The organism is Candidatus Caccoplasma merdavium, assembly GCA_018715595.1.
Lineage (GTDB): Bacteria > Bacteroidota > Bacteroidia > Bacteroidales > UBA11471 > Caccoplasma > Caccoplasma merdavium.
In genome coordinates, this window is the sequence record DVLI01000008.1 from 1 (window position 1) to 24,028 (window position 24,028).

Sequence of the window (24,028 nt, forward strand, 5' to 3'; positions counted from 1 at the left end):
TTATGAATCCGACGCTCTAACCAACTGAGCTACCCCGCCATCGACACCCGGAATGAAGTGCTTCCCGAAGGAGCCTCCCTTCCAAATGCGGGGGCAAAGGTAAAACCTTTTCTTGAAATGAAAAAATTTTATCGGACAAAAAAACGCATACACCCATGAAAAAATATCCGCACCGGGTGATTAACGATTTTTTATACGGCAATTCACAGAGAGAACAAGAAAGTTCGTAAGGAAATCATTATCTTTGTATGATAATAAAAACAACTCTTATGAAAAAGTCTGTAAAAACCATCTGTTTATTACTGGTTCTTCTCGGAATATCCACCCAGTCGCGCGCCGTCGATTTCAACTGGGGCGTCAAAGGCGGCATCAACCTCTCGGGCAGCAATTACAAGGGATTGGCCGAAAACATCAAATATGACAACGATTGCGGATTCTTTGTAGGACCCATGGCCGAAATCAGCTTTCCGCTGGGTCTTTCCATCGATGGCTCGTTGCTCTATCTGCAACGCCGCACCCACTTCACCAATACGGCCGATTATGCTTCGGTCAACTATTTCAGACACTCGCTCGACATTCCCCTGTATCTGAAATTCACCTTCAACCCTTTGAAAATATTCGGCATCTATGCCGGTGTAGGCCCCTCATTCACGTTCGACTTCAAGAACGACAACCTTACCAACAAACTCTATGGTCTTGTCGGCGAGGAGAACTCCCAGCCCAACGGAGCCCGACTCATCAATAACGAAAGTACGGTAAGCATGAACTTCACGGCCGGAGTCGTTCTGTTCAAGCACCTGCGTGCCGGCATCAACTATCGCCTTCCGTTCGGCGGCACGGCAAAAGAGACGTTCACCGAAGGGTGGAACGACATTCTCGCCAATGATTTCAGCAGCAAAAGCAACATGTGGCAACTGGTATTCAGCGTCACATTCTGATAACCCCTCATCACATACCCGAAAACCCGCTCAACATGAAACGACTCCGTCATCTCTGCCTCTGCCTCACAGCCTTGTGCATCGGCACGCAACTATCAGCACAGGAAAAAACCCTCTATCTCGAAATAGGGAACCCTTGGGAACAAGACAAAACCGACTATCCGGTAGTCGTAAAAACGGCCGACCTCAAATGCAATTTTCCCATAGCCTCGGCCACGGTGTATGACGGCGAACAGGAAATCGCCTCTCAGACCGACGACCTCGACCGCGACGGCGTCGGTGACGAAATCGCCTTCCTCATCGACATGCCCGCCGGCGCCACCAAACAGTTGCGACTCGTCGTGTCGAGCCAGGAAGCCGCACCCGACCGTTACCCCGCCCGCGTGTATGCCGACATGAAAATCTACGACAAAAGCAACAAACGCAACAAGCACCCCAAAATCAACTCCCTGAGCGTCCCGGGAACCTCCAAGGTATACAGCAACCTCTACCACCACGGGCCCGCATTTGAGTCGGAACTGGTTGCCTACCGCATCTATTTCGACCAAAAACAGACCATCGACATCTACGGCAAATTCAACAAAGGCTTTGAAGTAGAGGCCAGCGGCTGGTACCCCGACGACAAACAACTCGCCCAGGGATTCGGCGACGACGTGCTCTTGGTAAGCGGAAGTTGCGGTGTAGGAGCCCTCAAAGGCTGGGACGCCAAAAAACAAAAGGCGATACACATTGAGCCCGTTGCCGAGCGCACCGCCACCATATTGGCCTACGGCCCCGTGCGCACCGTGTGCCAAATGGCCGTCCGCGACTGGAAATATGGCGACAGCCGCCTCAACATGACCTGTCGCTACACCCTCTATGGCGGACACCGCGACGCACAAGTCGATGTCATCTTTGACAAGCCGTTGAACGAAGAAATTTTCTGCACCGGCGTGCAAAACGTCAAAGGCTCTCAATCATACAGCGACCACGAAGGTCTTGTAGGCTGCTGGGGAACCCACTGGCCGGTGAACGACACCGTGAAATATGCCAAGGAAACCGTGGGTCTCGGCGCTTACCTCCCGCAGAAATACATCGTCAGCGAAATCAACGACAAGGTCAACTACCTCTATCAGGTACACGCGCCGAAACAGACCGTGATGACCTACTACATCACCTTTACGTCGATGAAAGAGACCTTCGGATACAAGACACCCGAAGCTTGGTTCGAGCACCTGCAAACCTGGAAAACGGCTCTCGACCGTCCCTGCACCATTAAAATAAAGAAGAAATAACGCCACACACCTCATATAAGACAGGCGGGAGCCAAAATAATTTTGCTCCCGCCCGTCCTTTTACCCCGGCAGCCGCTACAAACAATCATTTACATACGATTGCACATCGGTGTGAAGAAGCGAAGTCGTCGCCAGCACATCATAGCCATTGACTCCGGGGAAATCCACGCCGGCAACCCCGTCAAACCACGCCTTTCCCGCAAAATCGGTAACCACACCGCCGGCCTCCTGCAAGATGAGGATACCGGCAGCCACGTCCCACACATGCAGGGAAGGCTCGATGTAGGCATCACAACGTCCGGCTGCCACACCGCAAATGTCCATGGCCGCCGAACCGGCAATACGCACCGCACCCACATGCCCATAAAAACGGGCCATGAGCGACGTCATCAATGCTCCGAAACGCTCGGCATCATAAGGCAGCCCGAGATGGACATAGGCCGCCTCCACATCATCGATGGAAGAAACCGACAGGCGCACGCCGTTGAGATAAGCCCCTCCGCCCTTCCAGGCACAAAAGCACTCATCACGATTAGGCTCATAGACCACCCCCAACAGCAAGCCGGCACCACGCCCGTAAAGGGCGATGCTCACGGCATAGGGCGACTGGTTATGAAGATAATTGGTCGTGCCGTCGAGCGGGTCGACAATCCACAAGCAAGGCTCCCCGGCATGCGAAGCCGTCGCTTCCTCGGTGATAAAACCCGAGCCGGGCAGCAACGCCGACAACGAAGCAACCAACAGACGCTCTGTCTCACGGTCGACATACGACACATAATCGTGCAAGCCCTTCTCCTCAACCCGCGACGGGTCAAAGACCTGACGTTCCTGCAACATAAATCGTCCCGCCTGACGGGCAGCCTCGGCCACCTTCTGCGTGAGATCGGCCAGCATGGCCACATCATAATTTACCATAACATCCGTATTAAGATTGAAAACAAAGATAGAAAATTTCCCCAAAGTCCGGCACAAAGACTACGAGAAAAAAAGCAAAAAAATGAAATAAAAGAAGTGACTTTTTCTCCAAAATCTCAGTTGCAGGCCAACTTTTTTCACCCGTTTTTTTTTTTTTGAAAAAGATGTTCTATATTTGAGCCATATTTTCGAGACAAAAGACCGAGAAAAAACTGAGCACAGTAAATGTCCATACCATGTAACACAATCATACATAAAGAATTGACCACCTAAATAATGGCTTGAAAGTTTACGTTTCGACCACAAACGACTTGTGCAAACCAGTCTCAGAAATGCCGATTCGGGAATGGACAGCGAAAGATGAATAACTAAACCACAAAAAAAGAACATAAAAACTTCACAAAAACTGTAAACCAATTAAAAGACTCTTTTATTATGGAGACAAAACAACCCAAAGCAAAAAAAGCCAAGAAAGAATCGAAAGGATTCCGTGGTATTGAATCAGCATTCCTCGTAATCGTGGTATGTTTCATCATCGCCGTGTGCATCTATGTATTTGTACTCGGTGACGTATCTCACTTTACCGACGCCACCAAGTCAGAGCCCAAACCCGGTGACCTGTTGGGAACCATCTACAAAGGAGGTGTCATCGTGCCTGTGCTGCAAACCCTCTTGCTCACCGTATTGGTATTGAGTATCGAGCGTGCATTTGCCATCATGACCGCCAAAGGAACCGGCAGCCTCACCAAATTTGTCGTTAACGTAAAGACCGCTCTTGCTGCCAATGACTTGGCCAAAGCCCAAGAACTTTGCGACAAACAAAAAGGTTCGGTAGGTAGCGTCGTAACTTCGGCCTTGAAAAAATATGCCGAAATGGAGAACAACACCGAATTGACCAAAGAACAAAAACTGGCCAGCATTCAAAAAGAGGTAGAAGAAGCCACCGCTCTCGAACTTCCGACCTTGGAAATGAACCTTGCCGTTATCGCCACCATGACGACCCTCGGTACCCTCGTCGGACTTCTCGGTACTGTGCTCGGTATGATCCGTTCGTTCGCCGCTCTTGCCACCGCAACCGGTGCTCCCGACTCGGTAGCCCTCTCGACCGGTATTTCCGAGGCCCTTGTAAATACCGCCTTCGGTATCGCCACCGGTGCCTGCGCTGTAATCTCTTACAACTTCTTCACCAGCAAAATCGACAAAATCACCTACGCTATCGACGAAGTAGGCTTCTCAATCGTACAATCTTACGCCGCTAACCACAGCAAGTAATTAACTTCCGAAACTGTACGATTATGCCAAAAGTAAAAGTAAAAAGGAAGAGTACCGCCATCGATATGACCGCGATGAGCGACGTAACCGTGCTTCTGCTTACTTTCTTCATGCTGACGTCGACTTTCGTTGAACCCGAGCCCGTACAAATTGCCGTACCGTCCTCTGTTTCGGAAATCAAAATCCCCGAAACCAACGTACTGCAAATATTAGTAGAATCGAACGGACGCATTTTTATGGGAACCGACCCGGGTATGCGAGTACCGATGTTGCAAGAAGTAGCAGCCGAATACGGTTATGAATTTACCGACCAAGAATTGGCCACCTTCCAAGCATCAGATTACTTCGGCGTACCTATTGCACAAATGAAATCGTTGCTCAACCTGCCTTTTGACTCTCAAACAGAGGTCATGGTAAAACAGGGAACCGGTATTCCTATCGATACCACGGCCAACCCCTCCAACGAATTCAAGGCATGGGTAAAAGCCGCCCGTAAAACCAACCGAGATATGCGCATCGCGATAAAAGCCGCACAGAACACGCCTTACTCCGAAATACACAAGGTAATGTCGTCTCTGCAAGACTTGCGCGAAAACCGCTATAACCTGATCACCACGCTGAAAAGTGTCTCCGGCGATTTTTAATAACTGTTAGAATGTAAGAAATTATGGCAGAAGTAGAACAAAAAGACTCCGGCGGCAAGAAAAAAGGTAAACAGAAAAAAATGAACATTCGCGTCGACTTTACCCCTATGGTCGACATGAACATGTTGCTTCTTACCTTCTTTATGCTCTGTACCTCCATGAGCAAACCTCAGACGATGGAAATCAGTATGCCGTCTAACGATAAAACGCTGACAGAGCAAGAACGCGACAAAGTAGCCGCATCTCGTGCTATTACCCTCATTCTCGGCAGCAACGACCGAGTGTACTACTACTCGGGAGAGCCCAACTATGAAGACTGGACCTCTCTGCAAGAGACCACCTACAAGGACGACGGTCTCCGTGCCATGTTGCTCTACCGCAACCAGGAAGTAGTATCGCAGATCAGAGAGCTGAAAAAAGAGAAAATAGACACCAAGATGTCCGATGAAGAATACGACAAGAGAGCCGCTGAAATCAAAGATTCCAAAACCGCTCCCATCGTCATCATCAAAGCTACCGACGACGCCACCTACAAAAACCTCATCGACGCCCTCGACGAAATGCACATTTGCAGCATCAACCGCTATGCCATCGTCGATATAGCCGAAGGCGACGAATGGTTGGTAGAAAACTACGAGAAGAAAGGTGAACTCACCAATCAAATCGACCGCGATCAAATGCAACAACAATAATTCACATTAAACTCGAACGAAAATGGCAAAAATAGATTTAACTTCGAAAGATTGGTGTGAATTGATTTTCAAAGATCGCAACAAAGCGTACGGTGCCTATGACATGCGTCTCGACACCCCCAAACGTCACAACATGGCCACCCTCATCGTGGTTATCGCCGTGATTTTGGTTATCACGCTCCCGATGTTGATAAAGTTCATCACACCCGAAAGAGAAAATAAAATCGTTGTAAACGAGGTAACCACGCTGGCCAAACTGCCCGAAGCCGAAATCAAACGCAACGAAGAGTTGCGCCCCATGATGAAGCCGACGACACCGCCGCCCCCCTTGAAGAGTACCATCAAATTTACCGCCCCCGTCATCAAGAAAGACGAAGAGGTAGGTGAAGAGGACGAAATCAAGTCGCAAGACGAACTGGCTGCCCGTGGTAATGTAGCCATCTCTATCGCCGACGTAAAAGGTAACGACGAAATCGACGGCCAAGACATCGCCGACTTCAAAGATTTCGTAGCCCCCGAAGTCGAAGAAGAGGAAGTCTACATCATCGTAGAGCAAATGCCTGGTTTCCCCGGTGGAGAAGAAGCCCTGATGAAATACATCAGAGACAACATGGAATATCCTGCCATGGCCATCGAAAGAGGCATCGAAGGCCGCGTTACCGTGCGCTTCGTTGTAGACAAAGACGGTTATGTAAGAGACGTTACGGTAATCCGTGGCGTACACGAACTGCTCGACCGCGAAGCCGTGCGTGTGATACAAAGCCTCCCGCGCTGGAACCCCGGTAAACAAAACGGTGTTGCCGTGGCTGTTTACTACAACGTACCTGTAAACTTCACCTTGAACTAACAAGAAACCTTTCATTTACAAAAGCCCTGCCCTTTCGGCAGGGCTTTTTTTGCAGAAAAATTCAAAACAAGAGACAAAAACAGCAGTCAACGAGCAAAAACAAAAGATTTTTTTACCGAAACACTGAAATCTTAAACATAAGTAACACCGAAATATTTCACAGGCCAAATTATTTCCCTATCTTTGAGGGCTCTAAAAGAAAGAAACGCCTTTCATTAGAGAAAACTTTACCCAAAACCTGAACATCGGGAAATGAACGAAGAACTCAACAGCAACAAAGAGGAAGCAATTTCCAAACCCAAAAGAAGCCGCGTAGGTTACCTGTTTGGCATCATCATGCTGGTCATATACCTCACCATGGCCTACATGCTGGCATTCACGCCTTTCTTTGAAAACTCCCTCGAAAACCCGGCCGTCCGTTACACTTTCGCCGCCGTATTTGCCACTTACGCCATTTTCCGCGGATACAGGTTTATCAAAGGTCAATAACAAGGAGGCCCGACATGAGACTTACCACCCTGCTTCTACTCTGCTGCGCGCTTACCCTCGGCAGTTGCAACCGCAACAAACAAGGCCAAGGCAGCACGCTGGAAAACACCACGACTTCGGGGGTCATCACCATCTGTGTCGATGAGACCCTCAAACCCATCATCGAAGAAGAAATCGAAGTCTTCGAAGGGCTCTACCCCAAAGCCAACATCATACCCATATACACGACCGAGGTTGAGGCATTCAACCAGCTCTTCAACGACAGCGTAAAACTCATTGTCGCCACCCGTTCGCTGAGCGAAGAAGAAATCAATGCCCTGCAAGCCAACAGCCTCTACCCCAAAATATCGAAAGTGGCCATCGACGGTGTCGCCCTCATCTGCCACCGCAACAACCCCGACTCGCTCGTGACCATGGAGCAGTTGCATGACATCTTCACGGGCAAGACCACACGCTGGGACCAACTCGACCCCAAATCCCGCATGGGGGAAATCGAAGTGGTCTTCGACAACACCAGTTCGAGCACCGTACGGTACGTCATCGAGAAAATCAACAAAGGAGCCGAGCTCAAAGGGAACATCAAGGCCACCCAAACCAATGAAGGGGTTATCGACTATGTAGCCAACGTACCCAACGCCATCGGAGTCATCGGGTCGAACTGGATAGGAAACGACAACGACACAACCAATCTGTCGTTCAACGACAACATTCAGGTCATGCTCATCAGCTCCGATCCGCTCGCTTTCAACGGAAACAGCTACCAACCCTACCAAGCCTATTTGGCCATGGAGCTTTACCCGCTGAGTCGTGAAATATACATGATATGCACATCGAACCGCAACAGTCTGCCCTACGGGTTCACCTCGTTTGTCAGCTCCGACAAAGGCCAGCGTATCATTCTTAAATCGGGAATCCTGCCCGCCCGCCAACCCCTGCGGGTCGTCAACGTGAGAGAGAACTTATAAGATAAAAAAAACACAAGAAGAATTTATTATGCAAAAGACCAAAACAACGTTAGCCTCAGCCCTCCTCTTTCTGGGAGCCGCTTTGACGCCGGCCATGGCACAAAACTACGCCGACGGTATCGAGTATTACAAGTCGGGACAACCCGACCGTGCCAAAATCATTCTCGAACGCACACTCAACGATAGCGAAACCAAACAAACCGAATCGTACTACTACTTGGGTGAAATTGCTTTTCCCACCAGCAAAGACTCGGCTCTGATGTACTTCGAAAAAGGTATCGCCGCCGATCCTGAATTTGCCCTCAACTACATCGGAAAAGGCAAAGTCATCATGGGTCAACCCGCCGGCACCGACGAAAAATCGATAAAAGCCGCTATCAAAGCCGGAGAAAAAGAGATGAAAGCCGGCCTCAAAATCAAAGGAGCAAAAAAAGACCCCGCCGTAGCTTTGGCCTGCGTGAAAGCCTACTATGACAACAATCTTCCCTACCAAGAGACCGTAGACAAATACTACGAAAAACTCTTGGCCGACTATGCTCCCTACTATGTATTCTTGGGCGACATCGAAGCTCAAAAGGAAGAATGGGGTGAAGCCTGCAAGAACTACGAGCTCGCATTCCAATGGTACGACACGACCTGTGTTGAAGCCTACATCAAATATGCCGGCATCTACTTCCGCATCAACCCCGACATGGCCATCGACAACGTGCTGCGCCTGCTCAACATGCGCCCCAACTCAGCCATCGCACAACGTGAGTTGGCCGAGTCATACTATCGCGCCGACAAATTCAACGAAGCCGTAAAAGCCTACGAGACCTACATGCAGAACCCCACGGCGTTCCAGACCGACCGTCCTCGCTACGCTGCCCTGCTCTACTACGACAAACAATATGAGAAATCGCTCTCTCTGAGTGAAGATTTGTTGCAGGCATTCCCCGACAACCTCATGCTGAAACGCCTTGTCATGTACAACACCTATGAGTTGAAAGACTATGTATCGGCCGTGCGCGCAGCCGAAGCCCTCTTCGCGACACCCGATGTCGAATTCAACAGCCGCGACTACATGCAATATGGCAAACTGCTGTTTGCTTTGGGTGAAAAAGAGAAATCGATAGCCGCTCTCGAAAAAGCCGTTGAGATAGACCCCACCCGTCTCGAACTCTACAAAGAGCTCATGACCACCCTGCAAAAGTCGGGCAAATACATGCGTCGCGCCGAAGTACAAGACCTCTACCTCAAACAACTGGTTGCCCTTGAACAAGACAAGACCCAAGATTACTTCATCGCCGGCCGTTACTACTACATGGCTGCCACAAGAGCCTACCAAGCCAAAGACACGATTGGCACCACAATCGCTGCCACCAAAGCCGACAGTTGCTTTGCCATCGTTGTGGAAAAAGCTCCCGAAGATTATCGCGGACACTTGTGGAGAGCTTCGTCGACCGCCCTGCTCGACCTCGAAAGAAAAACCGGTGTAGCCATACCGTTCTATGAAAAAGCCATCGAAGTGATTCTGAAAGACCTCAACAACACCGAAACACCTCCCACCGAGGCCGTTGCCGCCCGTCTCAAAGAAGACCTCATCGAAGCCTACACCTACATGGCCAACTTCGAATATGTAGCCGAATACGACAAATATCTCGCCATGACCGACGAACAAAGAAACACATTCAAATTCACCAACACGATTGAATGGTGCAACAAGATTTTGAGCGTTGACCCCAACCACGCTGCAACGAAAGAGTTTCTCAACATCATCTCGCAGTAATTCTTTCTCCCCACACGAAAAGAGGCATCAACCACGATGCCTCTTTTTTTGTACCTGCCGCCCGCATATCACACTTCTCCCAAGAGCGGCCGCGGTGTTGAAGAAGGGGAAAAAGAAGATTGTCGCCGACATCATCACCCACAGCGAAAGCACAAGGCAAGACACCCCCCGAGTATCGTGAAAACACAGGCAAACCGCGACATGGCCACAATCGAGGAGGCAGATAGGAAATAGATGGAAAAGGCCACCGCAGGCCGGCTAAGCAAGACAGAGTGGGGGAAGATATATATGAGAGAGGGGAGGGAGGGAGGGAGGGAGATAGAGATATATAGAGATATATATAGAGATATATAGAGATATATATAGAAATATATATAGAGAGAGATATATAGAGAGATATATAGAAAGAGAATAATAAAAAAGGGGAGAACCTTTCAAGGTTCTCCCCTTTCGGTATAATAAAGCAATTCGCTAAAAATTATTTGCAACCGCAATCACATTTGCCGGCGCTGCCAAGAACATCTACAATCTTGTGAATGTAGAGTTTCTTCATGTTCTCGCGAGCCGGGCCCAAATATTTGCGGGGGTCAAATTCGGCAGGTTTCAGAGCCAAAACCTCACGGATAGCTGCCGTCATGGCCAAACGGCTGTCGGAGTCGATATTGATTTTGCACACGGCCGAAGCAGCAGCTTTGCGCAACTGTTCCTCGGGAATACCGATGGCATCTTTCAAGGCACCGCCATATTTGTTGATGGTATCGACCTCTTCCTGGGGTACCGACGACGAGCCGTGCAGCACGATGGGGAATCCGGGCAATTCCTTTTCAACGCCTTCGAGTACATCGAAACGCAAGGGAGGAGGCACAAGGCGACCGTTGGCATCACGCGTACATTGGGCGGGGGTGAACTTGTTGGCACCGTGCGACGTACCAATGGAGATGGCCAAGCTGTCGCAACCCGTCTTGGTGACGAAATCGACAACTTCTTCGGGACGCGTATAGGTGTGGTGCTCGGCCGATACTTCATCTTCCACTCCGGCCAAAACGCCCAACTCGCCTTCTACGGTAACATCGAACTGGTGGGCATACTCAACGACTTTGCGGGTGAGAGCAACGTTTTCGTCATAAGGCAGATGCGAACCATCGATCATGACCGACGAGAAGCCCATGTCGATACACGACTTGCACAACTCGAAAGAATCGCCGTGGTCGAGGTGCAGCACGATTTCGGGTTTTTCACAACCCAGCTCTTTGGCATAAGCCACAGCCCCTTCGGCCATGTAGCGCAACAGGGTCTGATTGGCATACTGACGAGCTCCCTTGGAGACTTGGAGAATTACCGGCGATTTGGTCTCGACCGTAGCCTGAATGATAGCCTGCAACTGCTCCATGTTGTTGAAGTTGAATGCCGGAACGGCATAACCGCCTTTGATGGCTTTGGCAAACATCTCACGGGTGTTTACCAATCCTAATTCTTTGTAACTTACCATATTCCAATAGTTTTATTTAAGAATTGAATATTTTCCCGTTTTTATAACTATGTTTCGCAAATATAGAAAATAATCTCGGTATTCGATTCCCGATTTTGACGAAAAAAAGCGGGAAAATCGGATTATTTCGGGAACTTCTTGCGGAAGTTCGTTTTTTATCCCTACTTTTGTGAGATTTAAAAGCAAAACACGTCAACCCAAGAGTTTGTTTGACATTTTTAGAAACATAGATTTTTATTTAAGTACGAGAACGAATGAGAAAATGGCGCATTGAAGATTCGGCCGAGTTGTATAATATTACCGGCTGGGGATTAAAGTATTTTTCCATCAACGAAAAAGGACATGTGACGGTAACACCCAAAGAAGGTGCCGCCGCCGTCGACCTGAAAGAGCTGATGGACGAGCTTCAAGTAAGAGACGTCCCGGCTCCCGCCTTGATACGTTTTCCCGATATTCTCGACAACCGCATCGAGAAAATCTCCCATTGCTTCAAACAGGCTGCCAACGAATATGGCTACACGGCTCAGAACTTCATCATCTACCCCATAAAGGTGAACCAAATGAGCCCCGTCGTGGAAGAAATCGTAAGCCACGGCAAGAAATCGAACATCGGCCTCGAAGCCGGTTCCAAACCCGAGCTGCATGCCGTGCTCGCCATCAACATCGACGCCAACTCGCTCATCATCTGCAACGGATATAAAGACGAGAACTACATCGAGTTGGCTCTGTTGGCTCAGAAAATGGGCCGTCGCATCTTCCTCGTGGTCGAGAAACTCAACGAGCTGCACCTCATCGCCTCCATAGCCAAGCGGTTGAAGATACGCCCCAACATCGGTATCCGCATCAAACTGGCCAGCTCGGGTAGCGGCAAATGGGAAGACTCGGGAGGCGACGTGAGCAAGTTCGGCCTCAATTCGAGCGAACTGCTCGAAGCACTCGACATTCTCGAAAAAAACAAGATGCAGGACTGCCTCAAACTCATTCACTTCCACATAGGCAGCCAAGTCACCAAAATACGCCTCATCAAAAACGCCCTGCGCGAAGCCTCGCAATTCTATGTGCAACTCTACAAGATGGGGTACAACATCGAATTTGTCGACATCGGGGGCGGCTTGGGCGTCGACTACGACGGCACCCGCTCGTCGACGAGCGAGAGCAGCATGAATTATTCGATACAGGAATATGTCAACGACTCGATATGGACGCTGGTCGATGTCTGCACCAAGAACGGACTGCCTCAGCCCAACATCATCACCGAATCGGGGCGCTCTCTCACCGCCCACCACTCGGTGCTGATATTTGAAGTGCTCGAAACGACGACCTTGCCCGAGTGGGACGAAGACACCGAAATATCCGAGACCGACCACGAGCTGGTGCGCGAGCTCTACAACTCGTGGGACAACCTCAACCAGCCCCGCCTCATCGAGACTTGGCACGACGCCCTGCAAATCAGGGAAGAGGCCCTCGACCTCTTCGGTCTGGGGCTCATCGACCTGCGCACACGGGCGCAAATCGAACGCCTCTTTTGGTCGATTGCCCGCGATGTCTACGACATGGCCAATGAGATAAAACATGCCCCCGAAGAGTTGAAGAAAATCGCCAAGATGTTGCCCGACAAATACTTCTGCAACTTCTCGCTCTTCCAGTCGCTGCCCGATTCCTGGGCCATCGACCAGATTTTTCCCATCATGCCCATCAGCCGGCTCGACGAGAAGCCCAACCGCTCGGCCACGCTGCAAGACATCACCTGCGACTCCGACGGAAAAATCGACAACTTCATCTCGACCCGCAACTTCAACTACCACCTGCCCGTGCACACGCTCAACAACAAAGAGCCCTATTACATCGGCGTGTTCCTCGTAGGTGCCTACCAAGAAATCCTTGGCGACCTGCACAACCTCTTCGGCGATACCAATGCCGTGCATGTGAGCGTATATAAAGACCACTACGAAATAGACCAGGTCATCGACGGCGAGACCGTAGCCGAAGTGCTCGATTATGTGCAGTACAACCCCAAGAAAATGGTGCGCAGCGTCGAAACGTGGGTGACCAGTTCCATGAAAAGCGGCGTCATCACCCCCGAAGAGGGTCGCGAATTCCTGTCGAACTACCGGTCGGGCCTTTACGGATACACTTACCTCGAAAAAGACTGATCGGCCATGTCCGAAAACGAACCCGGGACACAACGATACTTCATATACCTCGCCTATGACGGTACAGCCTACCACGGCTGGCAACGGCAACCCAACGGTCTCTCGGTGCAAGAACGCATCGAAGAGGCTTTGTCGCTGCTTCTGCGCCGGGAGACAGCCGTCACGGGCGCCGGCCGCACAGATGCCGGCGTACATGCCCGCCTGATGGTGGCCCATGCCGACCTCCCCACCCTCCTGCCCACACCCGAAGAGTGGGTGCACCGGCTCAACCGACTGTTGCCCTCCGACATCGTCATCTACCGCATCTGCCCCGTGAGGGCTGACGCCCACAGCCGCTTCGACGCCCTGTCGAGGACTTACCACTACTACATCGCCTGCCGGAAAGACCCTTTCCAAGGGAGGTACCGATGGGTCATGGACGGGAAACGGCTCGACATCGACCGCATGAACGAGGCCGCCTCGCACTTGCTGCGACACACCGACTTCACCAGTTTCAGCAAACTGCACACCGACGTAAAGACCAACAACTGCCGCATCACCCGTGCCGGGTGGTCGCTCACCGGCAACGACCTGGTCTTTGAAATCACCGCCGACCGTTTCCTGCGCAACATGGTGCGAGCCATCGTGGGCACCCTCGTCGACGTGGGCCGCGGCAAACTGTCGGTAGCCGACTTCTGCGCCATCATCGAGGCGCGCGACCGGTGCAAAGCCGGCACATCGGCACCCGGGAATGCCCTCTTCCTCACCGACATCACCTATCCCGAAGAACTGTTTTTACGATAAAAAAGATTTGTCATGTGGTTGATTTTTGCCTTCATCTCGGCTGCCTTGCTGGGCATGTACGAAGTGTTTAAAAAATTGGCGCTCAACAACAACGCCGTCCTACCTATACTTTTTCTCAACACGGTCTTTTGCAGTCTGCTCTTCTTGCCGGCCGTGCTGATTTCGAGATTCGCGCCCGAGGTGCTTCAAGACACCCTGTTTTTCGTGCCCAAGGCCGACTTTGTGACACACCTCTATGTGATGCTCAAAGCCGTCATCGTGCTTTCGTCATGGACCTTCGCCTATTTTGCCATGAAGCACCTGCCCATCACCATCGCCGGCACCATAAAGGCTTCGCAACCGGTACTCACCCTCTTGGGGGCGCTGCTCATCTTCGGCGAACGGCTCAACCTCTACCAGTGGATCGGCGTCATCGTGTCGATTATCTCCTTCTTCATGCTCTCCTCGGCCGGGAAGAAAGAGGGCATACGTTTCAGCCACGACAAATGGATTTACTACATCGTGCTGGCCACCATCACGGGCGCCCTCAGCGCACTGTATGACAAATACCTCATCTCGAACGGATTCGACCGCATGGTCGTGCAGGTGTGGTACACCTACTACCAAATGGTCATCATGTTCTTTATCCTTCTCATCTGGTATAAGAAACGCAACGAGACCACCCCGTTCCAGTGGCGATGGAGCATCTTCTTCATTTCCCTATTCCTCGTGGCAGCCGACTTCATCTACTTCTACGCACTGAGCTTCCCCGACTCGATGATTTCCATCGTCTCAATGGCACGACGCAGCGGCGTGGTCGTGAGCTTCCTCTTCGGCGCCCTCTTTTTCCACGAGAAAAACATACGCAGCAAGGCCATCGACCTGTTGCTCGTGCTCATAGGCATGTACTTCCTCTATCTGGGTACCCGATAAAGCCGCAGGGTTTTATAATCGGCTCGGCATGGCCAAAAGCAGGAAACTCCGTTTTCCCGTTTGTCTCCGCGCTCACCTTTCGTTATATTTTCAGCATATAGGATTCGGCTCGGCATAGCCAAAAGCAGAAAACTCCGTTTTCCCGCTTGTCTCTGTGCTCGCCTTTCGCTATATTTTCAGCATATAGGATTCGGTTCGGCATGGCCAAAAGCAGGAAACTCCGTTTTCCCGTTTGTCTCCGCGCTCACCTTTCGCTATATTTTCAGCATATAGGATTCGGTTCGGCATAGCCAAAAGCAGAAAACTCCGTTTTCCTTTTGTCTCTGCGCTCACCTTTCACTATATTTGTCCTCACAAAAAAGACCGATATGCCAAAATCCATACTCTTTGCCCTGCTCCTGCTGGTTGCCACGACAGCCTACGGCCGCCGCACCGTCGACGCATACTTCATCTCGGCGCCGACGCAACTCCTGCCGCAACTCGATGCCAACAACCGCAAAGACCTCATCGACTTGTTCGACGCCGGCCTCGAAAGCCGCATCACCGGGCCCTTGGGCAGCAACATCGAAATCGGCTCTATCGACGACCGTCAAATCACGGTGCATTTTTCACCCGCATCGACCCTGCAAATCGCTTTGCTGCCAACGGCCGACACCGTGGGGGTCATCGCCGTCATACACACCGTCGACCTGCCGGCTCCCGACAGCCGCATCACCTTCTATGACACACAGTGGAACCCGATAGAAAACGACGAGCTTTTCATCGCGCCCACCCCCGAGACATTCCTCAGCAAAGGTTCTAAAAAAGAGAAACGCCAGGCCGCCGGTCTCATCGACCTGCTTCCCCGGTCATACACCATCGAGGGCGACACCCTGCTGGCACGCGAATCCCTGCAAGAATACCTCCCCGAAGAGGTCTACAACCGCATCGCCTCCCTGCTGGGTAAAGAACCCGTCACCTACACATGGAACGGGAAGCGCTTTACCCGATAAATATTCCCGAAAGAAAGGGTGAGATTCTCAAAAATAATTCCGATATTTGCAGCCGTTTTGCGAATTAAGGCACAGAATTTGAGTAGAAAAAAAAGCTAAATTCGTTCGCCGAAAGAAGAAAAAGCTATATATTTGCAAACCAAAAAATTAAAAACGCTAATCATTATAAAACAAAAAACAATGACTAAGGCAGACATCGTAAACGAGATTTCAAAAAATACAGGAATCGAGAAAGCTATCGTATTGGCCACCGTTGAGCAATTCATGGAATCGGTAAAAGGTTCTTTGGCCAAAGGCAACAATGTATACCTGAGAGGATTCGGTAGCTTCATCGTGAAAAAAAGAGCCCAAAAGACCGCTCGCAATATCTCCAAAAGCACGACCATCATCATTCCCGAGCACAATATTCCGGCATTCAAACCCGCCAAAACGTTCATGAGCGAGGTAAAATAATGTCACCTTTCCTTTGAGCAATCAATATTATTAACATATAAACGCTTATTACCATGCCTAGCGGAAAGAAAAGAAAAGGCCATAAAATGGCAACTCACAAACGTAAAAAAAGACTGAGAAAAAACAGACATAAGAAGAAAAAGTAAACTTTTTCGACTTCTTATCTGTAATAAGACAAACAAAGGACAGACTCCTGACTCGTTCAAGAGTTTGTCTTTTGGCTTTTAAGAACAACAATCTGTTACCGTCAAGTCACCTAAAAACAATCCCGAAGTGTCAAGCGAATTAGTCGTAGACGTACAACCCAAAGAGGTATCCATCGCGCTGCTCAACGACAAGCGGTTGGTCGAGCTGCAAAAAGAGCCCTGCAACATTACGTTCGCATTGGGCGATATCTACTTGGGTAAAGTCAAGAAACTGATGCCGGGACTGAACGCTGCTTTTATCGACATAGGTTACGACAAAGACGCATTTCTTCATTACCAGGACTTAGGCCCGTTCTTCACCACGAGCGCAAAATTTACCAAGCAGTCGCTCTCCGACCGCAAACACACGCTCTCCCTGCCCAAATACAAGTTGCAGAAAGAGCTCGAAAAAGAAGGAGCCATCAGCGACCTGCTCAGCGTAGGACAGGAGATTCTGGTACAAATCACCAAAGAACCCATCTCGACCAAAGGACCCCGACTCACCGCCGAGCTCTCCTTTGCCGGCCGGTTTTTGGTATTGATACCGTTTGCCGACAAGGTATCGGTGTCACAGAAAATAAAATCGAACGAGGAAAAAAACCGTTTACGCCAGCTCATTCACAGCATCAAGCCGCAGAACTTCGGTGTCATCGTACGCACCGTGGCCGAAGGCAAACGCGTTGCCGAGCTCGACAACGAAATGAAAACGCTGGTGAAACGCTGGGAAGACAGTCTCGCCAAACTGCAAAAAGCCAAAGCGCCATCGCTCATCTACGAAGAGACCGGCCGTGCCGTCGGCCTCCTGAGAGATATTTTCAATCCCTCATTTGAGAATATCTACGTCAACGACCCCGAGACCTTCCAGCATATCCACGACTATGTCAACATCATTGCTCCCGAATGCAAAGACATCGTCAAGCTCTACACCGACGATATTCCCATCTTCGACCACTTTGCCATCACGAAGCAAATCAAATCCTCGTTCGGTAAAACCATCTCATTCCGCAACGGAGCCTACCTCATCATCGAACACACCGAAGCCCTGCATGTCATCGACGTCAACAGCGGCAACCGTTCGAAACCCAACTCCGACCAGGAAAACACCGCCTTCGAGGTGAACATGGCCGCCGCCGAGGAGATTGCCCGGCAACTGCGCCTGCGCGATATGGGCGGCATCATCGTCATCGACTACATCGACATGGACAATGCCGACAACCGGCAGAAGCTCTACGACCGCATGAAAGAGCTCATGGAGAGCGACCGTGCCCGTCACAACATTCTGCCGCTCAGCAAATTCGGCCTCATGCAGATTACCCGTCACCGCGTGCGTCCCGCCCTCGACATCACGACCGACGAAGACTGCCCCGTGTGCAACGGCAAAGGCAAAATTCCCCCGTCGATACTCTTTACCGATCGTCTCGAAGCAAAAATCGCCTTCTTGGTGAAAAAATTCAAAGTGAAGAAATTCGCCTTGCATGTCCACCCGTACATCGCAGCGTACATCACCCAAGGGTTCTTTTCCCTCCTATGGAGATGGAAAAACAAATATACCCGTGGGGTCAAACTCATTCCCAATCAGTCTTTGGCCTTGCTCGAATATAAAATATACGACAGCGAAGGTCAGGAAATAGACCTCAAAGAAGAGATTGAAATCAAATAACCGCCCTTCTCTTTGCCCTATACACAACAGCGGCCCGACGATTGACACGTCGGGCCGCTGTTTTTCTCTTATCAGAACAAGTGGCACCGTGCAGGAAGGAAAGGTCGGGGCAGACCCTCAGAAGGGGGCGGCTGTAAGACCCGGCAGAAGGTCAGATGCGCTGCAAGACCAACTCGATAAGCCCTTCGACCGAACCTTTGTAGCCGGTATCGGCTTCTCCGGCAAGGCGGTTGGCAATGATGCAGCACACCGTCATGGCACGGTGTCCCATGAGGCGCGACAGTCCGGCCAGCGCCGAGCTCTCCATCTCATAATTGGTTATCGTGCGCCCGTGGTAGCGGAAAGCCTCGATCTTGCGGTTGAGGTCGGGGTCGGCCGGTGCGAGACGCAACTCGCGCCCCTGCGGGGCATAGAAACCGTTGGCCGAGATGGTGATGCCCCGCACCATCTCCTCGCCGGCCACGCGGGCCACCAGCTCGGCATCGGCATCGACGACGTAGGGCGCCGCCCACTGGCGATTCCAGCTCACAAAGTCGCAGAACGCCCGTTCGAAATCGAGGTCGCTCACCGCGTCGCGCCCGGCATAGAAATTGAGTACACCATCGAATCCGATGGATTTCTCGGCCACGACATAGGTACCGATGGGCACATGAGGCTGCAAGCCGCCCGAGGTGCCTATGCGCACCAGCGTGAGCCGGCGCAGCGTGTCGCGCACCGTGCGGGTAAAGAGGTCGATATTGGCCAGAGCGTCGAGCTCGTTGAGCACGATGTCGATGTTGTCGGTACCTATGCCGTGCGAAACAACCGTGAGGCGTTTACCCCGGTAGCTACCGGTTATCGAATGGAATTCCCGGTTGCTCACTTCGCATTCGCGTTCTTCGAAAAACGAAGCTACGGTATCGACACGACCGGGGTCACCGACAAGTATCACCTTGTCGGCCAACTGCTCGGGACGGAGGTGGAGATGGAAGACCGACCCGTCGGCATGAAGGATAAGTTCGGAGGCAGGAATCTGTTTCATGGTCATCACACGTTTATTGCCTAAATATAATACTTTCTCCGCTATCCGCTTCTTAAAAATGCCTTAAAATCGTTCCATTTCATGCTGCTCCATGGCAAGATCCAAGGAACAAAGTTGGCATAAAGCCTCCTTTCCTAAAAGGAATCTTCCGCAATACCTCTTCGGGGTACCCGATACAGATTACACCCTTCGGAAACAACATGAGCCGGAGACACCTGAAAAAAGGTCTTCTTAAATACTTATATATACAGACAAACTTCTCGGAATAATAATTTTGGAAACGACATACTCAATAAAACCGGGAAAAAACAGAGAAAATTCAGAATATATCATATATTTGCATATATAACCAAAATATGGAGCTATGAAAAACTTTGCTTTGAAAACTGTTCTTTTCGTGTGCTTATTCGCCGGCATGACCGCCACAGCGCAAACACAAGCCAAACTGTCGCACGGAGAAATACTCGAAGTGCGCATTATCGACGGATTCGACGGTAAAAACGTTCCCCAAGCCATCAACGCCGTCACCGACACCGACATCAAAGACCCCGTCACCCGGCAGACGATTATTCGTCGAGGCACTCCGGTGAGAATCGAGGCCAAAGTAGAAAAGCCCAAAGGATTGGGTCGAGAAGGGAAAATCCGGCTGAATCTTCTTTCCGTACAGGCTGTTGACGGACAAGACATCAGGTTGTCCCGAACGGTCGAATACACCGGAAAAAAACGTCGTGGACTGGCTCTCGGTCTGGGTATCGGACTCCCGCTGGGGACCTTCTGTCTGCCCTGCTTTGCCTGCCTCGCCATCAAGGGTTTACCCGCCGAAATTCCCTCGGGCGAACTTATCACCTACGTTACCGTACAAGGCGACTACACCGTCACAATTCCATAGTATCCGACAGATTTCCATTTTTCATGGCCGGCCCCGAGGGTCGGCCATGAAATTTAAAATAGGGGTTCCAAAGCAATAAAACGGCCGTTTCTCCGTATATTTGTAGACACGGGAAAGGTCGAGGCAAAAATACAATCGGGGGATTCACTCCCCTTTCTTACTTTGTCTTTCTCCTTATCCTCCGTGAATGGCACGATTGATTTTAAAATGAGGCATTGTATTCCGCTCCTGTTTTCGGTGATCTTGCTCTCGCTCGTCTACGGGTGCGGAGCCAAGCTAAGCACGGCCAATGCCCAATATGAGCGGGGAGAATACTTCGCCGCAGCCACCACCTACCGCAAAGTCTACAACAAGACCCCGGCCAAGGAACGCGCCAAACGGGGACAAATCGCTTTCCGCATCGGCGAGTGCTACCGACGCCTCAATGCCGCCCCCCGCTCGGCGGCAGGCTACCAAAACGCCGTGCGTTATGACTACCCCGACAGCACCGCGCTCTTCTACCTGGCTCGCGCCATGCAGATGCAGGGCAAATACAAGGAGGCTCAAAAAAATTACGAAGCCTTCCTCGCACTCAAACCCGACGACCGCATGGCCGAAAACGGCTTGCAGGGCTGCGAGGCTGCTCCGGGCTGGAAAGCCTCTCCCACCCGCTATGTCGTGAAACGGGCCAATCTCTTCAACTCGCGCCGCAGCGAGTGCGCCCCCATGTTCCTCGGCACCGACAATGACCTGCTCTACTTCTGCTCCACCAACGACAAAGCCTCCGGCGACAAGAAAAACGATATTACCGGACTGAAAAACAACGACATATTCTTCTCCAAGAAAGACGAGAAAGGGGCTTGGCAACGACCCGAACCGGCAGAGGGCGGAGTGAACACCGAGAACGACGAAGGCATCATCTCCTTCTCGCCCGACGGCAACACCATGTACCTCACCCGGGCACGCCACGAAGAGGGAGTAAACACATCGGTCGAGATATGCACCTCCTCGCGCAACGATGCCCAGTGGAGCGAGCCGCAACTGTTCCAGATAACGGGCGACACCCTTTCGGCCTTTGCTCACCCGGCCGTCTCGCCCGACGGGAAATACCTCTACTTCGTGTCGGACATGCCCGGCGGCTATGGCGGCAAAGACATTTGGCGCATCGACCTGACCGAACGCGGCACCGGGGTCGAGAACCTCGGCGTGCAAATCAATACGCCCGGCGATGAAATGTTCCCATATATCAAGTCGGACAGCACCCTCTATTTCGCCTCCGACGGCCACCCGGGCATGGGCGGGCTCGACCTCTTCAAAGCCACGATGAACGAGTTCGGCGTGTGGAAAATCGAGAACCTCGGCTACCCCATCAACTCGGCCGGAGACGACTTCGGCATCACCTTCGAGACAGGACGGGAAGCCGGCTTTTTCAGTTCCAACCGCAACGACGCCCGCGGCTATGACCACCTATACAGTTTCGAACTGCCGATTATCGAAGTGTGGATTACCGGACTGGTCATGGACCAGGACGAGGAACCCATACCCAATGCCATCATTCGCATCGTGGGGAAAGACGGGTCGAACCAAAAAGCCTACGCCAAAGAAGACGGCACCTACAAATTCCGCCTCGACCTGGGCATCGACTATGTGATGATGGCCGGGTGCAACGGGTATCTCAACTCCCGGGGTGAATTTACCAGCGATGCCGAAGAGCGCGACGAGACCTACGGCCTCGATTTCATACTGGCGGCCATCAACAAGCCGGTGATTGTGGAAAACGTGTTTTACGAGTTCGACCGCGCCGATGTCACCCCCGAGTCGGCTGCCGCCCTCGACGAGATTATACAGATGCTCGAAGACAATCCCAACGTGTCGATAGAGTTGGGTGCCCACACCGACATGAAAGGCAACGAGACCTACAACCTCGGCCTGTCGGAGCGCCGCGCCAAAGCCGTGGTCGACTACCTCATACAACACGGTGTGGCCGCCGACCGGCTAACACCCAAAGGCTACGGGAAAACGCAACCCCGCACCATTACGCGCAAGCAGGCTCGCGACTATCCCATGTTCAAAGAGGGGGACGTACTCACCGAAGAGTATATCCTCGCCCTGCCGCCCGAACAACAGGAAATCGCCAACGCCCTGAACCGCCGCACCGAGTTCCGCGTGCTCGACACCAACTACCGTCTCATGTAATCCTTCAAAACATTATGCTCTCCATTCTCATACCGACCTACAACTTCGACTGTTCGGCCTTTGTGCATGAACTCGCCACACAGGCCGATGCCTTGGGTGTCGCCTACGAAATCATCGTCTGCGACGACGGTTCGCCCGACGAAAAGAGCAAAGTCGGGAACCGGGTCATCAACAACTGGCCCCATTGCCGATTTGTCGAGCTGGCCCGCAACGGAGGGCTGGCCCGCAACCGCAACCATCTGGGCACACTGGCACGGTACGACTATCTGCTATTTCTCGACAGCGACCTCATGCCCTGCGACGACCGGTTTGTGGCGCGTTATGTGCAGGCCGCCCGTCCCGACACGGTGATTGGAGGCACCATCAAATTCCGCGCTCCCGGCTGTTCCGAGGCCGACGCCATGAGCAACCTGCGCTATGTCTATGCCCGGGCCCGCGAAGAACGCACGGCCGAGGAACGTAACCGCACCCCCCATGCCCACTTTTCGGGATTCAGCTGCCTCATACCCCGAGGTGTGTTTGAGCGCATACGGTTCTGCGACACCCTCACCTCCTACGGTTACGAAGACACCCTCTTCGGCAAAGAGCTCGAAGCGGCCGGCATCGCCATGCGATATATCGACAACCCGGTATTCCACGACATCACCGACAGCAGCGCGACCTTCCTGCAAAAGACCGAAACGGGGCTGCGCAACGCCCTCCTCCACCGCCAACGCATGGAGGGCCATGTGCGCATTCTCGACATACAGCAACGCCTCAAACGCGCCGGTCTGCAACCGGCGGTGCGGTTGTTCTTCGCCCTCTGCGGGAAATCGTTGCGTCGCAATCTGTTGGGACGCCACCCCCGACTACGGTTCTTCGACCTCTATAAGCTGGGCTATCTTGCCCGTCTCGACCATCGTCTTTCCTCGGGTAAAGCGATATAAACACAGCGAGCGGCGCATCACATATATGATGCGCCGCTCGCGTATAGTCGGGTAAAGGGCAGAGCCCATCAGAAATCTATGGCCATGATATAGTCGTTCATGAAATAGCCGTTGCCAATGTCGAAATCGCCGCTCATCGCAATGTGCATGCCCATGTGCCGGTAAAAGTCAAGAGCCGGATTTTGACGGTTGACGTTGAGCTCGACCCGGCCGTGGCCGTCGGGGAAGAGACGGCGAGCCTCTTCAAAAGCCCGTTCTATCAGCGCCCGTCCCACCCGCCGGCCTTGACAGTCGGGACAGACATATATTTTTTGCAGATGCACCAACCTTTCACCCTGGGGCTCGATAGAGACATACCCCAAGGCATGGCCCGCGCCATCGTAAGCGATGAAAAAACGATGGCCTTCGCGCATCTGGCGGGTCAGACTCTCTTCGGAATACATCCAGTCATACATATAATCGAGCTGCCCGGGCGATAGTATCGCCCGATAGGTAGGATAGAACGTGGCATGCGCCATGTCGCGCAGCAAAGGAATGTCGGCCTCCGCGGCCGGTGTGATGCGTATATCGTTTGTCATGGGAGGAA

Annotated in this window: 22 protein-coding genes; 18 read left to right on the forward strand and 4 right to left on the reverse strand. The window is 51.8% G+C overall.

The window, feature by feature from the left end; translation table 11 throughout:
* Positions 1-269: 269 nt before the first annotated feature.
* Positions 270-938, forward strand: a complete 669-nt coding sequence (locus IAD09_02255) for a PorT family protein (protein ID HIT81053.1) — start codon at positions 270-272, stop codon at positions 936-938.
* Positions 939-973: 35 nt separating this feature from the next.
* Positions 974-2,212, forward strand: a complete 1,239-nt coding sequence (locus IAD09_02260; GenBank protein HIT81054.1) for a DUF4861 domain-containing protein — start codon at positions 974-976, stop codon at positions 2,210-2,212.
* Between the two features lie 75 nt (positions 2,213-2,287).
* On the opposite strand, the gene IAD09_02265 is transcribed toward IAD09_02260, so the two are convergent.
* Complete coding sequence (locus IAD09_02265; GenBank protein ID HIT81055.1) at positions 2,288-3,106, reverse strand: inositol monophosphatase; 819 nt, start codon at positions 3,104-3,106, stop codon at positions 2,288-2,290.
* 456 nt (positions 3,107-3,562) lie between these two features.
* Here IAD09_02265 and IAD09_02270 point away from each other — a divergent pair, with 456 nt between their 5' ends.
* The 7 genes from IAD09_02270 (at position 3,563) to IAD09_02300 (ending at position 9,804) form a co-directional block, all read left to right on the forward strand.
* On the forward strand, positions 3,563-4,399 hold the full coding sequence (locus tag IAD09_02270) for a MotA/TolQ/ExbB proton channel family protein (protein ID HIT81056.1): 837 nt from the start codon (positions 3,563-3,565) through the stop codon (positions 4,397-4,399).
* Between the two features lie 23 nt (positions 4,400-4,422).
* Positions 4,423-5,043 (forward strand): biopolymer transporter ExbD, encoded by a 621-nt coding sequence (locus tag IAD09_02275; GenBank protein HIT81057.1) that lies wholly within the window; start codon positions 4,423-4,425, stop codon positions 5,041-5,043.
* Positions 5,044-5,066: 23 nt separating this feature from the next.
* Positions 5,067-5,735 (forward strand): biopolymer transporter ExbD, encoded by a 669-nt coding sequence (locus tag IAD09_02280; protein HIT81058.1) that lies wholly within the window; start codon positions 5,067-5,069, stop codon positions 5,733-5,735.
* Between the two features lie 22 nt (positions 5,736-5,757).
* Entirely contained in the window at positions 5,758-6,582 is an 825-nt protein-coding gene (locus tag IAD09_02285) for an energy transducer TonB (GenBank protein ID HIT81059.1), read from the forward strand.
* Between the two features lie 252 nt (positions 6,583-6,834).
* Positions 6,835-7,071: a hypothetical protein gene (locus IAD09_02290; protein HIT81060.1), complete on the forward strand. Its 237-nt coding sequence runs from the start codon at positions 6,835-6,837 to the stop codon at positions 7,069-7,071.
* 14 nt (positions 7,072-7,085) lie between these two features.
* Entirely contained in the window at positions 7,086-8,036 is a 951-nt protein-coding gene (locus IAD09_02295) for a substrate-binding domain-containing protein (GenBank protein ID HIT81061.1), read from the forward strand.
* Positions 8,037-8,064: 28 nt separating this feature from the next.
* Positions 8,065-9,804: a hypothetical protein gene (locus tag IAD09_02300; protein HIT81062.1), complete on the forward strand. Its 1,740-nt coding sequence runs from the start codon at positions 8,065-8,067 to the stop codon at positions 9,802-9,804.
* Between the two features lie 478 nt (positions 9,805-10,282).
* Here IAD09_02300 and IAD09_02305 read toward each other — a convergent pair whose 3' ends face one another.
* Positions 10,283-11,293 (reverse strand): class II fructose-1,6-bisphosphate aldolase, encoded by a 1,011-nt coding sequence (locus IAD09_02305; GenBank protein ID HIT81063.1) that lies wholly within the window; start codon positions 11,291-11,293, stop codon positions 10,283-10,285.
* Positions 11,294-11,547: 254 nt separating this feature from the next.
* On the opposite strand from IAD09_02305, the gene speA reads away from it, so the two are divergent.
* The 6 genes from speA to IAD09_02335 all read left to right on the forward strand — a co-directional run bounded on the left by speA (position 11,548) and on the right by IAD09_02335 (position 18,431).
* Positions 11,548-13,446: a biosynthetic arginine decarboxylase gene (speA, locus tag IAD09_02310; protein HIT81064.1), complete on the forward strand. Its 1,899-nt coding sequence runs from the start codon at positions 11,548-11,550 to the stop codon at positions 13,444-13,446.
* Between the two features lie 6 nt (positions 13,447-13,452).
* Positions 13,453-14,229: a tRNA pseudouridine(38-40) synthase TruA gene (gene truA, locus IAD09_02315; GenBank protein HIT81065.1), complete on the forward strand. Its 777-nt coding sequence runs from the start codon at positions 13,453-13,455 to the stop codon at positions 14,227-14,229.
* A gap of 12 nt (positions 14,230-14,241) precedes the next feature.
* A complete protein-coding gene (locus IAD09_02320; protein HIT81066.1) occupies positions 14,242-15,141 on the forward strand; it encodes an EamA family transporter in 900 nt (299 codons plus the stop codon).
* Positions 15,142-15,509: 368 nt separating this feature from the next.
* Complete coding sequence (locus IAD09_02325; protein HIT81067.1) at positions 15,510-16,133, forward strand: DUF3256 family protein; 624 nt, start codon at positions 15,510-15,512, stop codon at positions 16,131-16,133.
* Positions 16,134-16,265: 132 nt separating this feature from the next.
* Positions 16,266-16,586 carry an integration host factor subunit beta gene (locus tag IAD09_02330; GenBank protein HIT81068.1) on the forward strand — a complete coding sequence of 107 codons (321 nt, stop codon included), beginning with the start codon at positions 16,266-16,268 and terminating at the stop codon, positions 16,584-16,586.
* Between the two features lie 273 nt (positions 16,587-16,859).
* Positions 16,860-18,431 (forward strand): Rne/Rng family ribonuclease, encoded by a 1,572-nt coding sequence (locus tag IAD09_02335; GenBank protein ID HIT81069.1) that lies wholly within the window; start codon positions 16,860-16,862, stop codon positions 18,429-18,431.
* A 151-nt stretch (positions 18,432-18,582) separates the two neighbouring features.
* Here the strand turns inward: IAD09_02335 and IAD09_02340 are convergent, their stop codons facing one another.
* Positions 18,583-19,452 carry a nucleoside phosphorylase gene (locus tag IAD09_02340; GenBank protein HIT81070.1) on the reverse strand — a complete coding sequence of 290 codons (870 nt, stop codon included), beginning with the start codon at positions 19,450-19,452 and terminating at the stop codon, positions 18,583-18,585.
* Between the two features lie 364 nt (positions 19,453-19,816).
* Between IAD09_02340 and IAD09_02345 the strand changes: the two genes are divergently transcribed.
* The 3 genes from IAD09_02345 to IAD09_02355 all read left to right on the forward strand — a co-directional run bounded on the left by IAD09_02345 (position 19,817) and on the right by IAD09_02355 (position 23,442).
* Positions 19,817-20,341, forward strand: a complete 525-nt coding sequence (locus tag IAD09_02345; protein ID HIT81071.1) for a hypothetical protein — start codon at positions 19,817-19,819, stop codon at positions 20,339-20,341.
* 207 nt (positions 20,342-20,548) lie between these two features.
* The gene (locus IAD09_02350) at positions 20,549-22,516 is read left to right on the forward strand and encodes an OmpA family protein (GenBank protein HIT81072.1); all 1,968 of its coding nucleotides are present in this window, start codon (positions 20,549-20,551) and stop codon (positions 22,514-22,516) included.
* 14 nt (positions 22,517-22,530) lie between these two features.
* The gene (locus tag IAD09_02355) at positions 22,531-23,442 is read left to right on the forward strand and encodes a glycosyltransferase family 2 protein (protein ID HIT81073.1); all 912 of its coding nucleotides are present in this window, start codon (positions 22,531-22,533) and stop codon (positions 23,440-23,442) included.
* Positions 23,443-23,510: 68 nt separating this feature from the next.
* On the opposite strand, the gene IAD09_02360 is transcribed toward IAD09_02355, so the two are convergent.
* Positions 23,511-24,020 (reverse strand): GNAT family N-acetyltransferase, encoded by a 510-nt coding sequence (locus IAD09_02360; GenBank protein ID HIT81074.1) that lies wholly within the window; start codon positions 24,018-24,020, stop codon positions 23,511-23,513.
* Between the last annotated feature and the right edge of the window lie 8 nt (positions 24,021-24,028).